This is a genomic window from Actinacidiphila sp. bgisy160, from assembly GCF_057707815.1.
This window is the reverse complement of record NZ_JBYIQW010000009.1, coordinates 44,207-55,990: the sequence shown is the minus strand read 5'-3', so window position 1 is coordinate 55,990 and position 11,784 is coordinate 44,207. Positions and strand designations below refer to the sequence as shown.

Sequence of the window (11,784 nt, the reverse complement as noted above, 5' to 3'; positions counted from 1 at the left end):
TGCGAACGGGCGCACAGTGAAGCGGCGTATGGACTCGGCACGGGAAACGGTGGAATTCGCGTCGTCCACGGCCGGCTGCTGCCCGGCAGGCAGTTCCGCGCCGGAGACCGGCTCGCCCAGGGCCTCCGCCTTGTGGCCGGTCCGCTTCCCGTGCTCCAGGCCCTCGGGTCGGGGGGCGAGCGGGGCGCAGACGTACGGCCCGCCCTCGACGCGTGGGCTCCGTAGGCGGATGTTACTTACGGTAACGCATTCAGGAGGCGGGCAATGGCCCCGCCGCGCCGGGCCTCCGGCGTTCGCGGACCTGCCTCGGCACGCGCTCGCGGGCCGCCCCGGCCCCCGGGTGTCAGTTGCTCCGAGCCGCCGCGCGCGAGGCGTCGTCCGCCTCGTCCTCCTGGGCGGCGCTGGCGGCGAGGTTCGCCTTCGCGCGCTCCACGCGGGTGGAGACCTGGACGGAGGCCTCCTCGCGCACCCCGCGCAGCACGACGAAGCTGAGCGGCGCGCTGATCACCAGCGCGAGCAGCATCACCCACAGCAGGTTGGAGTCGCCGAGGCCGGCCGGCAGCACGCGGACGTAGACCAGGCCCCAGATCACCAGGAAGCAGGCCGCGAACAGGCCAAGACGCATCAGGGAGTAGCGCAGCATGGGGCTCGGTTTCCAGCTCACGGTCGTTGCCACTTCCTTCGTTTCCCTCGTTCCGGTCCGCGGGACGGACCTGACATACCCGTATCAGTGAAGCACGGGCCCGGGACCGTCAGGTCAGCGGGAGCCACATCGTGATGTCGTCACGGTCGTCACCTGCGGCGACGCGTATCGCCGCGGGAACACGCCCGACCTCCTTGTAGCCGGCCGAGGCGTAGAAGCGCTCCAGCCCCATGCCGCCGCGGCAGGTGAGCTTCAGTCCCTCCAGACCGAGGTCGCGGCCGGCCCGCTCCGCCGCCCGCAGCAGCTCCGAGCCGTTCCCGCAGCCCTGCAGGGACGGGTCGACCATGACGGTGTACAGCCACGCCCAGTGCCTCATCAGGCGGTGGGTGTTGAAGGTGAGGAAAGCCGAGGCGACCAGCCGGTCGCCGCGGAAACCCGCGACCATGTGCGCCCTGCCCTCGGACAGCGCCGCGTAGTGCCGTTCGGCTTCGAGGGCGACGTCGGCCCGGCCCACGGGCGCGACGAAGCCGACGGCGCCGCCCGCGTTGGTGACGTCGGTCCACATGCGGACGAGCCGGTCCCGCAGTCCGGGGGTGAGCTCGGGGTCGAGGGTGAAGCGCAGTGCCATGGCGCACACCCTAGGCATCGAGGCTGACAGCACTCGACGGGCGTCCGGCCGCCGGCCGACATCGGGGTTAAGTCGGAACCTCGTCCCCGGTCTCACACGCGCATCGGCTGCGGCGACTCACGGCGGGCGGCATCGGGACCGGGGTACTCGCGGATGATCTCGTACCGGGTGTTGCGCTCGACCGGACGGAAGCCCGCGTCCTGGATGAGCTCCAGCAGGTCGTCGCGGGTGAGCTTGTTGGGCGTCCCGTAGTTGTCGGCGTCGTGCGTGATCTTGTACTCGACGACCGAGCCGTCCATGTCGTCCGCACCGTGCTGCAGCGCCAGCTGGGCGGTCTGCACGCCGTGCATGACCCAGAACACCTTCACGTGCGGCACGTTGTCGAACAGCAACCGGGAGACCGCGAAGGTCTTCAGCGCCTCGGCGCCGCTGGCCATCGTGGTCCGCGCCTGGAGGGTGTTGCGGACCTTGCCGTCCTTCAGGTCGACGAAGTCGTGCTGGTAGCGCAGCGGGATGAAGACCTGGAAACCACCGGTCTCGTCCTGCAGCTCGCGCAGCCGCAGCACGTGGTCCACCCGGTGCCGGGGCTCCTCGATGTGCCCGTACAGCATGGTGCACGGGGTCTTGAGGCCCTTCTCGTGCGCCAGGCGGTGGATGCGCGACCAGTCCTCCCAGTGGGTGCGGTGGTCGACGATGTGCTGCCGCACCTCCCAGTCGAAGATCTCCGCGCCGCCGCCGGTCAGCGACTCCAGGCCGGCCTCGATCAGCTCGTCCAGGATCTCGCTCGCGCTCATCCCGGAGATGGTCTCGAAGTGGTGGATCTCGGTGGCGGTGAAGGCCTTCAGGGAGACGTTCGGCAGCGCCTCCTTGAGCGCCCTCAGCGAGCGCGGGTAGTAGCGCCACGGCAGCGTCGGGTGGAGGCCGTTGACGATGTGGAGCTCGGTGAGGTTCTCGCCCTCCATCTGCTTCGCCAGCCGGACGGCCTCCTCGATGCGCATCGTGTAGGCGTCCTTCTCCCCCGGCTTGCGCTGGAAGGAGCAGTACGCGCAGGAGGCGGTGCAGACGTTGGTCATGTTGAGGTGACGGTTGACGTTGAAATGGACGACGTCACCGTTCTTCCTCGTCCGCACGTGGTGGGCGAGCCCGCCCAGCCAAGCCAGGTCGTCGGACTCGTAGAGGGCGATGCCGTCCTCGCGGGTCAGCCGCTCACCCGCGTAGACCTTCTCCTCCAGCTCGCGCTTGAGCCCCGCGTCCATCGTCCGCCTCGCCTTCACCATCCGAATCGACCGTTCGACCTTACGCCTAGCTTGTCTCGGGGAGTTCGCCGACCCGGTTCTCCCACTTCGTGGAGAGCACGATCGTGGTGCGGGTGCGGGAGACGCCCTTGGTGCCGGACAGCCGGCGGATGGTGTGCTCCAGGCCGTCCACGTCGGGGACGCGCACCTTGAGCATGTACGAGTCGTCGCCGGCGATGAACCAGCAGTCCTCGATCTCGTCCAGGTCGCGCAGCCGGGTCGCCACGTCCTCGTGGTCGGCGGCGTCGCTGAGCTGCAGGCCCACCAGCGCGGTCACCCCGAGGCCGAGTGCGGCGGGGCGGATCGTGGCGCGGTAGCCGGTGATCACGCCGGCCTGCTCCAGCCGGTTGATCCGGTCGGTGACGCTCGGTCCGGACAGGCCCACCAGCCGGCCCAGCTCGGCGTACGAGGCCCGGCCGTTCTCACGGAGGGCCTGGATGAGCTGCCTGTCCACCGCGTCCATCAGACTGGACCCCTTCATTCGTGCCGCGACTGCGCTGCCAGGACAAGAATCTAAGGCATGTACGGGGATGTGCCCTGCGCATCAATCCGCGGCAGCCCCGTCCACCCCGGCCCCGGCGGCGCCCAGCTCGCCGTCCCAGCGCCGGTACAGCTTGTGCGGGACCCCCACGGCGTCCAGCACCCGGCCGGCGACGAAGTCCACCAGGTCCTGTATGTCCCTGGCCCCCGCGTAGAAGGCGGGCGAGGCCGGGAGTACCACGGCGCCCGCCTCGTCCAGCGCGACCAGGTGCCGGAGCGTCTGGCCGCCCAGCGGCGTCTCCCGTACGGCGACCACCAGCGGCCGGCGCTCCTTGAGGGTGACGCTCGCCACCCGCTGCAGCAGGTCCTTGGAGAGCCCGAGGGCGACGCCCGCGACGCAGGCCGTGCTCGCCGGCACGATCAGCATCCCCTTGACCTGGTACGAACCCGAGCTCGGCCCGGCCGCGAGGTCCCCGGCGGACCAGTAACGCACCCGGCTCAGATCGGTCTCGAACCGGTCCGGGGTGCCGTCCGCGCCGCGGGCCAGCCAGCGGGCCAGGTCATCGCGCCAGTGGGCGTCCCGGAAGGGCGCCCCGGTCTCGTCCAGGACGGTGAGCCGGGCGGCCCGGCTGACCACCAGGTCCACCGCCTCACCGGCGTGCAGCAGCGCCCGCAGCACCGCCGCGGCGTACGGCGTCCCGGAGGCGCCGGAGACCCCGACCACCCAGGGTGCCCCGCGCTCGCTGTCGTCCATGACGCGAGCCTATCCGGCCGCTCGCACAACCTTCCGGCCACCTCGCGGATCCTTGGCGCGCTGCCGCTGTCCGTCGGCCTCGCCCCCGACGCGGCACCCGTCGCCGCCCCGGCAGGCGCCACCCCGCTCGACCCTCAGGACGTCATGGGCGCCATGACGCAGTTCATGATGGGCGGAATGGACGAGTAGGCCCGGGAACCGCCACGGATGCCGTGGCCGTTGTCTACCGTGAGGGAAGCCTGGCCGGCCAGGCGGGCGGTGGACCACCACGAGGGGGAACCTGTGGCGTACAGACCCATCGCCGGCCGTGACGCCGGTGGCCCCCGGCGAGGCGTTCACGGTGACGCCGCGCCGGGTGCGGGCGAGCGGGCCAAGACGGCCGCCGCGATCATGTTCATCTGGGTGGGGCTGCTCTGGCTGATCGAGTGCGTCGACCTGATGACCCATCACGCGCTCGACACCTTCGGCATCGTGCCGCGCCGGATCGGCGAGCTGCGGGACATCATCCCGGCCGCGTTCATCCACTTCGGCTTCGACCACGTCGCCACCAACAGCCTGCCGCTGCTGGTGCTGGGCTTCCTCGCGGCGCTGCGCGGCACCGGCCGCCTGCTGAGCGTGGTCTTCGTCATCGTGATGACGAGCGGTGGCGGGGTCTGGCTGGTGGCCCCGCCGCACACCAACACCGCGGGCGCCTCCGGCGTGGTCTTCGGGCTGTTCGGCTACCTGCTGGTGCGCGGCTTCGTCGACCGGCGCCTGATCGACATCGCGGTCGGCCTGGTCGTCGCGGTGGCGTACGGCTCGATCCTGTGGGGTGTCCTGCCCACCGCGCAGGGCGTCTCCTGGCAGGGTCACCTCTTCGGCCTCGTCGGCGGCGTCGTGGGCGCGTTCCTCTTCCGGGACCGCCCCCGCCGACGGGTTGATCAGTTGAGGCCGTAGGATCCCGGGAACGAAGCGACGGGGGGCGGTTGTCCATGACCGATTTCAGCAAGCACGACGAGGTACCGCCGCGGGACACGGCACCACCCGTGCCGCCCCAGGGACCGGCCCAGGGCCCCCACGCCATGGCGTCGCCGCCACCGCTGCCCCCGTACGGCTACGGCTACGCCCACGGGCCGCTGCCGTACCCGCCCCCGCCGCTGCGGCCGCCCACCACTCCGGCCATGTGGGCCCATCTGGGCGCGCTGCTCACCCTGGTGGCGGGCAGCAGCGTGTGCTGCGTCGGCTGGGCGCTGGCCTGGGTGGCCCCGCTGATCGTCCGCTCCAACCAGCCCAACAAACACGACCCGTTCATCCGGCACCACGCCGCCCAGGCGATCAACTACGGCATCACCACGGCCATCGTGGGCCTGCTCGGCATCATCGGCTACGGGGGCGGCTTCGCCTGCCTGGCTGCCTACGAGGACGGCGGGCCGGTCTGGCTGCCCATCACGGCCTTCTCCCTGACGGCCGCGGCCGCGCTGTACCTGCTGACCGGGCTGGTCTTCTGCATCATCGGCAGCACCAAGGCCAACAGCGGTCAGTGGTGGAGCTACCCCAGGTTCTTCGCCCTGCCGTTCGTGCGCGGCTGACCGGTCGCGGCCCGGGCGTCAGACGCCCAGGCCGCGCACCGCGAGGTCCAGCAGGGCGCAGAGGAACAGCGCCATGCCGATGAAGCCGTTGACCGTGAAGAACGCCCGGTTGAGCCTGCTGAGGTCGCCGGGCTTCACGATGGTGTGCTCGTAGACGAAGGCGCCGCCCACGATCAGCATGCCGGCCCACCAGAAGGCCCCTGCACCCACCGCCAGTCCGTACCAGACCAGCAGCACGGTCGTCACCACGTGGCTCACCCGCGCCCCGTACAGCGCGCCGTCGATGCCGAACCGGGCCGGCACCGAGCGCACCCCGTGGGCGCGGTCGGCGGCGACGTCCTGGCACGCGAAGATCAGGTCGAAGCCGCCGATCCACACGCCCACCGCGAGGCCGAGGATCACGGCGTCCCACGACCAGGAGCCGGTGACCGCGAGCCAGGCGCCGACCGGGCCCATGGCCTGGGCGAGGCCGAGGATGGCGTGCGGGTAGTCGGTGAACCGCTTGCCGTACGGGTAGACCACCATCGGGACGACCGCGATCGGGGCCAGCGCCAGGCACAGCGGGTTGAGCAGCGCGGCGGCGCCCAGGAAGAACACGACGGCGATCAGCGCGCCGGTCCACGCCGAACGCACGGACACGGCGCCGGTGACCAGTTCGCGTCCCGCGGTGCGGGGATTGCGGGCGTCGATCTCGCGGTCGATGATCCGGTTGCAGGCCATCGCGAAGGTGCGCAGGCCGACCATGGCGACGGTGATCAGGAAGAGCTGCCACCAGTGGACGGTCCGGTCCTGCGCGAACATCGCGCTGAGCGCGGCGATGTAGGCGAAGGGCAGCGCGAAGACCGAGTGCTCGATCATCACCAGCCGCAGGAACGCCCGTACCTTGCCGTCCGGGCGCGGAGAGGGTCCGAAGAGATCCGGAGTCGCGGATTCGGCGCTCACAGGCCGTACTCCTTCCAGCGGCGGTCGACCTTCGCGGCGGTCTCCGGGTCGGAGAGCACCATCTCGGGCCAGCCGCCGTCTCGGGTGTAGCCCTCCTCGGGCAGCTTCCGGGTCGCGTCGATACCCGCCTTGCCACCCCAGAACTGCTGGTAGGAGGAGTGGTCGAGGTGGTCCACGGGACCTTCGACCACCGACAGGTCCCGGGCGTAGTCGGTGTTGCCCAGCGCCCGCCAGGCCACCTCGTGCAGGTCGTGCACGTCGCAGTCGGCGTCGACCACGACGATCAGCTTGGTCAGCGACATCATGTGCGCGCCCCAGATGGCGTGCATGACCTTCTGGGCGTGCTTGGGGTACTTCTTGTCGATCGAGACGATCGCGCAGTTGTGGAAGCCGCCGGCCTCCGGCAGGTGGTAGTCCACGATGTCCGGCACGACGACCTTCAGCAGCGGGAGGAAGAACCGCTCGGTGGCCCGGCCCAGCGGACCGTCCTCGGTGGGCGGCCGGCCCACCACGATGGACTGGAGCAGCGGGCGGCGGCGCATCGTCACGCAGTCGATGGTCAGCGCCGGGAAGGGCTCCTGCGGGGTGTAGAAGCCCGTGTGGTCGCCGAACGGCCCCTCGGGCAGCATCTTCCCGGGCTCCAGCCAGCCTTCCAGGACCACCTCGGCCTGTGCGGGCACCTGCAGCGGCACCGTCTTGCAGTCGACCATCTCGATGCGCCTGCCGCCCACGAAACCGGCGAGGAGGTACTCGTCGATGTCGCCCGGCAGCGGCGCGGTCGAGGCGTACGTCACGGCCGGCGGGCACCCGAACGCGATGGCCACCGGCAGCCGTTCGCCGCGCCGCTGGGCCACCTGGTAGTGGTTGCGGCTGTCCTTGTGGATCTGCCAGTGCATCCCGATGGTGCGGCGGTCGTGCCGCTGCAGCCGGTACAGGCCCAGATTGCGGACGCCGGTCTCGGGGTCCTTGGTGTGCGTCAGGCCGAGGTTGAAGAAGGAGCCGCCGTCCCCTGGCCAGGTGAACAGGGCGGGCAGCGCGTCGAGGTCGACGTCGTCCCCGGTGAGGACGACCTCCTGGACGGGCGCGTCCTTCACCTTCTTCGGCGGCACGTGGGTCATCCCGGCGAGTTTGCCGAAGGCCTCGCGCACGCCGACGAAGCCGTGCGGCAGTTCCGGCTTGAGCAGCCCGCCGATCCGGTCGCCGATGTCGGCGTAGGACTTCAGGCCGAGGGCCTTCAGCAGCCGGCGGTCGGTGCCGTACACGTTCATCGCCAGGGGCATCGAGGAGCCCTTGACGTTCTCGAACAGCAGCGCCGGGCCGCCCGCCTTGTTGACGCGGTCGACGATCTCACCGACCTCCAGGTACGGGTCGACCTCTGCCTTGACACGCCTCAGGTCCCCCTCCTTCTCCAGGGCCCTCAGCAGCGAGCGAAGATCGTCGTAAGCCATGCGGTCCAGTATCCGGCACGCACTACCCTGGATCCGTCACCGGGGCCCTGCCACGCCCCGCCGTCGCTGTCTGGGGGGCATGCCCGCGATGATCCGGTACATCCCGTTCCTGCTGGTGCTGGCGTTGTGGATCTACGCCTTCATCGACTGCCTCAACACGCCCGAGGAGCAGGTCCGCGGCCTCCCCAAGGTCGTGTGGGTGATCGTCATCCTGCTCTTCGGCGAGGTGCTGATCGGCCCGATCGCCTGGCTGGTGGCCGGCAAGCACCGCACGGCCCCGGCGGGCGGGAGCACGCCCTCGGAGTGGCACCGCAACCACCGCACGCAGTGGGTCGCCCCGGACGACAACCCGGAGTTCCTGCACTCGCTCCGCGAGGAGAACAAGAAGGACGAGCAGCTGCTGAAGAGCTGGGAGGCCGATCTGCGGCGCCGCGAGGAGGAGCTGCGGCAGCGCGAGAACGGCTCCGGCGACAGCCAGGACAACCAGCCGCGCGGCTGATCCTGCGGGACACTGGGCGTCATGGACGACGCGCGGGCGATGCTGGCGACGGCCGTCGCGGAGGCCCGGGCGGGCCTCGCGGAGGGCGGGATCCCCATCGGGGCGGCCCTGTACGGCCCGGACGGGCACACGGTGCTGGGCCGCGGCCGCAACCGGCGTGTGCAGGACGGCGATCCGTCCATGCACGGCGAGACGGCGGCCTTCCGCGCGGCCGGGCGGCAGCGCACCTACCGCGGCACGACGATGGTGACCACGCTGTCGCCGTGCTGGTACTGCAGCGGCCTGGTCCGGCAGTTCGGGATCTCCCGGGTCGTCATCGGTGAGGCCCGTACCTTCCACGGCGGCCACGACTGGCTGGCCGAGCACGGCGTGGAGATCGTCCTGCTGGACGACCCGGAGTGCGTCGCCCTGATGACGGACTTCGTCGCGGCCCGTCCCGACCTGTGGAACGAGGACATCGGCGCGTGATCCCCGCCATCGGCGCCGGGCCCCGGCTCACCGCGGACGCCGTCGGCCGCGCCCGCGTCGCCGCCGCCGTCGACGAGGCGCTGTGCTCGGCCGGCCTGAAGGTCACCGGGCACGGTGCCGACCCGGGACTGCGCGCGGCGATCCGGGAGGCCGCGCGCGGCTTCTTCCGGCTGCCGGCCCCCCGGACCCGGGGTCAGAGACCCGCGTAGGAGTGCTTGCCGGTGATGAAGATGTTCACGCCGTAGTAGTTGAACAGGAAGCAGGCGAAGGCGAGCAGCGCCAGGTAGGCGGCCTTGCGGCCCTTCCAGCCGGCGGTGGCGCGGGCGTGCAGGTAGGCCGCGTAGACCACCCAGGTGATGAAGGACCAGGTCTCCTTGGGGTCCCAGCCCCAGTAGCGGCCCCAGGCGGCCTCGGCCCAGATCGCGCCGGCGATGATCGTGAACGTCCACAGCGGGAAGACCATGGCGTTCACGCGGTACGCGAACTTGTCCAGGCTCGCCGCGGACGGCAGGCGGTACATGATGTTCGCCCAGGTGCCCTCGTTGCCGCCCGGGGCCGCGAGGCCGGTCTCGTAGCGGTCGCGGAAGAGGTAGAGCACGTTCGCCACCGCGCCGAGGTAGAGCACCGCGCCGGAGATGATGGCGCACGAGACGTGGATCCACAGCCAGTACGAGTGCAGGGCCGGGACCAGCTGGTCGCTGTCGGTGTAGAGGACCGAGACCGCCAGGCCGAGGTCGAGCAGCACCGTGGTGGTCAGGAAGAGCCCGATCCAGCGGACCTTCTTGCCCAGCAGGAGCAGCACCAGGTAGGCGGTGACCGCCGTGGCGCCGAAGGTGGTGGAGAACTCGTACATGTTGCCCCAGGGGGCGCGCTGCACCGAGAAGGCACGCGCCGCCACGGCAGCCACGTGCAGCGCCCACGCCAGCACGGTCAGGGACACCGCGATACGGCCGTACAGGTCGCCCTGCTCGGTGTCGCCCGCCGCGCCGGGGCCGTCGGCGATGCCGCGGTCACTGGCGGAGGCCCGGGTGACGACCTTGGGGCGGGCCAGGGTGGCGGTGCCGCCGCCCTGCTTCACGGTCACGGTGACCGGGGGCGCGGCGGCGGCGCCGGGGGCGAGCGCGGCGGAGGTCCTGGCGACCTTGCTGCGGCTGCCGAAGACCCACTCCGCGATGTACGCGAGGAAGGCGAGCGTGTAGACCGCCATCGCCGAGTAGATCAGGTAGTTGCTGGTGTGGGCGACGTTCTCGTTGACCGCGGCAGCGATGGTCACGCGCGCGCTCCTTCGTCATGGGGCAGGGGTTCTTCTGAGGCTTGGGGGGCGGCTTGCGGGTCCGCCTCGGGCAGCGGCGGGGCCTCGACCGTGAGGTCGGCGGCGAGCGCGCCGAGCTCGTCGGCGATCCGCGCCGACTCGCTGCGGCCGAGTCCGGCCAGCTCGACGACGGTGGCTCCGTCGTCGCCGCGTACCGCGCGCACCCAGATCCGGCGGCGCTGGATGAACAGCGAGGCCGCCAGGCCGGCGATCGCGGCCACGGCACTGACCAGCGCCCAGCCGTTGCCGACCTGGTGGGAGACCTGGAAGGTGGCCCAGGTCTTGATGCCGTCGAAGGTGAGCGAGCCGTCGCCGCCGGGCAGCGCAAGGGTGTCGCCCGGCCGCAGCATGTCGCTGAGGATCTCGCCGTCGGCGCCCTTGTACTGCTTCATCTTCTTGGTGTCGAGCTGGTACACGTTCTGCGGCAGACCCGCGTCCACGCCCAGGTCGCCGTGGTAGGCGGTCAGGACCAGCACCGGGTAGTCCAGCGCCGGGAAGGTCGAGTGCGGGCCCTGCTGCGCGTCCAGCGCGAAGGTCGGGGTGAACAGACCCTGGAAGCCGTACTGCGTCTTCTTGCCGGCGTGGTCGCGGACGTCCATCGCCTTGATCACGCCGGCCGAGGTCTGGTTGCCGTCCCGCGGCAGGAACGGGACCGGGCCCTGGAAGACGACGTTGCCCTGGCCGTCCTTGACGGTGACGACGGGCGCGTAGCCGTGGCCGATCAGGTAGACCTTGGAGCTGTCCACCTCCAGCGGCTTGTTGACCTCGATCGTGGACTTCGTCTGCCTGCCGCCCGGGCTCGTCCAGTAGTGGATGTTGGCGCGGAAGGTGCGCGGGGTGCCCTTCTGCGGGCCGCTGCGCGCGTACGAGGCGGTGAAGCCGTCCAGCTTGAAGCCGAAGGTGTCCAGGTCGTCCGCGTTGTAGAAGGTGCCCGGCTTGAAGTCGTCGTACTGGGTGAGCGTGTTGTTGAAGCCGTCGCCCTCGACGATCAGCTTGCCGCCCTCCGCCTTGAACAGCCCGCCCACCGCGAAGGAGATCAGCAGGCCGAACAGGGCGATGTGGAAGGCCAGGTTGCCGGCCTCGCGCAGGAAGCCCTTCTCCGAGGCGACCGCCGTGCCGGTGATCCGGGTGCGGAAGCGGCGGCCGCGCAGCGCGCGCTGCGCGGCGGCGAGCACCGCGTCCGGCTCGGCCTCGGTGCGCCAGGTCGCGTGGGCCGGGAGCCGGGTGAGATTGCGCGGGGCGGCCGGGGGCTTGGCGCGGAGCTGGCCGACGAACTGCCAGCTGCGCGGCACGATGCAGCCGGCGAGCGAGACGAACAGCAGGATGTAGATCGCCGAGAACCACACCGAGCTGTAGACGTTGAACAGCCCGAGTTTCTCGTAGAGCGGCGTCAGCGTGGTGTGGGCGGCCTTGAAGTCCTGCGCCTTGAGCTCGTCGACGGCGGTCTGCGGCACCAGCGAACCGGGGACGGCGGCCAGCGACAGCAGGAAGAGCAGGATCAGCGCCACCCGCATCGAGGTGAGCTGACGCCACGTCCAGCGCGCCCAGCCCCCGACCTCGCGGCCGGTCCAGGCGAGTGCGCCGGCCGGGCCCGGCTTGCGGACGCCGCCGAAGGAGCCGGGCACGGCCTGGCCGAGGTCCTCGACGGGCGCGGTCGACAGCTGTGCGCCGGCCGCTCCGAGATCGGCCGCACCGGCGTCCGCCGCCGCGCCGGGGGGTGCCCCCGCGGTGTCTTTGGAGCTCATGG

At 71.2% G+C, this 11,784-nt stretch carries 14 protein-coding genes; 5 read left to right on the top strand and 9 right to left on the bottom strand.

Going from position 1 to position 11,784, the window contains the following annotated elements; all coding sequences use genetic code 11:
- Nucleotides 1–343: 343 nt before the first annotated feature.
- The 5 genes from AC3EUJ_RS10775 to AC3EUJ_RS10755 all read right to left on the bottom strand — a co-directional run bounded on the left by AC3EUJ_RS10775 (nucleotide 344) and on the right by AC3EUJ_RS10755 (nucleotide 3,800).
- Nucleotides 344–643: a DUF4229 domain-containing protein gene (locus tag AC3EUJ_RS10775; RefSeq protein WP_431960973.1), complete on the bottom strand. Its 300-nt coding sequence runs from the start codon at nucleotides 641–643 to the stop codon at nucleotides 344–346.
- Nucleotides 644–752: 109 nt separating this feature from the next.
- Nucleotides 753–1,271 (bottom strand): GNAT family N-acetyltransferase, encoded by a 519-nt coding sequence (locus AC3EUJ_RS10770; RefSeq protein WP_431960859.1) that lies wholly within the window; start codon nucleotides 1,269–1,271, stop codon nucleotides 753–755.
- A gap of 92 nt (nucleotides 1,272–1,363) precedes the next feature.
- On the bottom strand, nucleotides 1,364–2,527 hold the full coding sequence (gene mqnE, locus AC3EUJ_RS10765) for an aminofutalosine synthase MqnE (protein WP_431960972.1): 1,164 nt from the start codon (nucleotides 2,525–2,527) through the stop codon (nucleotides 1,364–1,366).
- A gap of 46 nt (nucleotides 2,528–2,573) precedes the next feature.
- On the bottom strand, nucleotides 2,574–3,029 hold the full coding sequence (locus AC3EUJ_RS10760) for an Lrp/AsnC family transcriptional regulator (protein ID WP_431960858.1): 456 nt from the start codon (nucleotides 3,027–3,029) through the stop codon (nucleotides 2,574–2,576).
- An 81-nt stretch (nucleotides 3,030–3,110) separates the two neighbouring features.
- On the bottom strand, nucleotides 3,111–3,800 hold the full coding sequence (locus AC3EUJ_RS10755; protein ID WP_431960856.1) for a UbiX family flavin prenyltransferase: 690 nt from the start codon (nucleotides 3,798–3,800) through the stop codon (nucleotides 3,111–3,113).
- 390 nt (nucleotides 3,801–4,190) lie between these two features.
- Here AC3EUJ_RS10755 and AC3EUJ_RS10750 point away from each other — a divergent pair, with 390 nt between their 5' ends.
- A complete protein-coding gene (locus tag AC3EUJ_RS10750) occupies nucleotides 4,191–4,736 on the top strand; it encodes a rhomboid family intramembrane serine protease (RefSeq protein WP_431960971.1) in 546 nt (181 codons plus the stop codon).
- A 35-nt stretch (nucleotides 4,737–4,771) separates the two neighbouring features.
- A complete protein-coding gene (locus tag AC3EUJ_RS10745; RefSeq protein ID WP_431960855.1) occupies nucleotides 4,772–5,368 on the top strand; it encodes a magnetosome magnetite crystal formation protein family in 597 nt (198 codons plus the stop codon).
- A gap of 18 nt (nucleotides 5,369–5,386) precedes the next feature.
- On the opposite strand, the gene mqnP is transcribed toward AC3EUJ_RS10745, so the two are convergent.
- Nucleotides 5,387–6,310 (bottom strand): menaquinone biosynthesis prenyltransferase MqnP, encoded by a 924-nt coding sequence (gene mqnP / locus AC3EUJ_RS10740; protein ID WP_431960854.1) that lies wholly within the window; start codon nucleotides 6,308–6,310, stop codon nucleotides 5,387–5,389.
- Complete coding sequence (locus AC3EUJ_RS10735) at nucleotides 6,307–7,758, bottom strand: menaquinone biosynthesis decarboxylase (RefSeq protein ID WP_431960853.1); 1,452 nt, start codon at nucleotides 7,756–7,758, stop codon at nucleotides 6,307–6,309. The genes mqnP and AC3EUJ_RS10735 overlap by 4 nt, the downstream gene beginning before the upstream one ends.
- An 88-nt stretch (nucleotides 7,759–7,846) precedes the next feature.
- On the opposite strand from AC3EUJ_RS10735, the gene AC3EUJ_RS10730 reads away from it, so the two are divergent.
- From AC3EUJ_RS10730 to AC3EUJ_RS10720, 3 genes are read left to right on the top strand one after another with little or no spacing between them, the layout of a single operon-like run.
- Nucleotides 7,847–8,257, top strand: a complete 411-nt coding sequence (locus AC3EUJ_RS10730) for a PLD nuclease N-terminal domain-containing protein (RefSeq protein ID WP_431960970.1) — start codon at nucleotides 7,847–7,849, stop codon at nucleotides 8,255–8,257.
- 21 nt (nucleotides 8,258–8,278) lie between these two features.
- Nucleotides 8,279–8,725: a nucleoside deaminase gene (locus AC3EUJ_RS10725; protein ID WP_431960851.1), complete on the top strand. Its 447-nt coding sequence runs from the start codon at nucleotides 8,279–8,281 to the stop codon at nucleotides 8,723–8,725.
- A complete protein-coding gene (locus AC3EUJ_RS10720) occupies nucleotides 8,722–8,934 on the top strand; it encodes a hypothetical protein (RefSeq protein ID WP_431960850.1) in 213 nt (70 codons plus the stop codon). The genes AC3EUJ_RS10725 and AC3EUJ_RS10720 overlap by 4 nt, the downstream gene beginning before the upstream one ends.
- Here AC3EUJ_RS10720 and ccsB read toward each other — a convergent pair.
- Together ccsB and resB are read right to left on the bottom strand one after the other, a co-directional pair.
- Entirely contained in the window at nucleotides 8,919–9,998 is a 1,080-nt protein-coding gene (ccsB, locus tag AC3EUJ_RS10715; RefSeq protein ID WP_431960849.1) for a c-type cytochrome biogenesis protein CcsB, read from the bottom strand. The genes AC3EUJ_RS10720 and ccsB overlap by 16 nt on opposite strands.
- Entirely contained in the window at nucleotides 9,995–11,782 is a 1,788-nt protein-coding gene (gene resB / locus AC3EUJ_RS10710; protein WP_431960848.1) for a cytochrome c biogenesis protein ResB, read from the bottom strand. Before resB ends, ccsB begins: the two co-directional genes overlap by 4 nt.
- Nucleotides 11,783–11,784 lie beyond the last annotated feature (2 nt).

Coding starts and splice junctions, on each gene's coding strand:
- AC3EUJ_RS10760 (WP_431960858.1), bottom strand. CDS start 3,029: ATGGACGCGGTGGACAGGCAGCTCATCCAGGCCCTCCGTGAGAACGGC.
- AC3EUJ_RS10755 (WP_431960856.1), bottom strand. CDS start 3,800: ATGGACGACAGCGAGCGCGGGGCACCCTGGGTGGTCGGGGTCTCCGGC.
- AC3EUJ_RS10725 (WP_431960851.1), top strand. CDS start 8,279: ATGGACGACGCGCGGGCGATGCTGGCGACGGCCGTCGCGGAGGCCCGG.
- AC3EUJ_RS10750 (WP_431960971.1), top strand. CDS start 4,191: ATGTTCATCTGGGTGGGGCTGCTCTGGCTGATCGAGTGCGTCGACCTG.
- AC3EUJ_RS10745 (WP_431960855.1), top strand. CDS start 4,772: ATGACCGATTTCAGCAAGCACGACGAGGTACCGCCGCGGGACACGGCA.
- resB (WP_431960848.1), bottom strand. CDS start 11,782: ATGAGCTCCAAAGACACCGCGGGGGCACCCCCCGGCGCGGCGGCGGAC.
- AC3EUJ_RS10730 (WP_431960970.1), top strand. CDS start 7,847: ATGATCCGGTACATCCCGTTCCTGCTGGTGCTGGCGTTGTGGATCTAC.
- AC3EUJ_RS10735 (WP_431960853.1), bottom strand. CDS start 7,758: ATGGCTTACGACGATCTTCGCTCGCTGCTGAGGGCCCTGGAGAAGGAG.
- AC3EUJ_RS10770 (WP_431960859.1), bottom strand. CDS start 1,271: ATGGCACTGCGCTTCACCCTCGACCCCGAGCTCACCCCCGGACTGCGG.
- AC3EUJ_RS10775 (WP_431960973.1), bottom strand. CDS start 643: ATGCTGCGCTACTCCCTGATGCGTCTTGGCCTGTTCGCGGCCTGCTTC.
- mqnE (WP_431960972.1), bottom strand. CDS start 2,527: ATGGACGCGGGGCTCAAGCGCGAGCTGGAGGAGAAGGTCTACGCGGGT.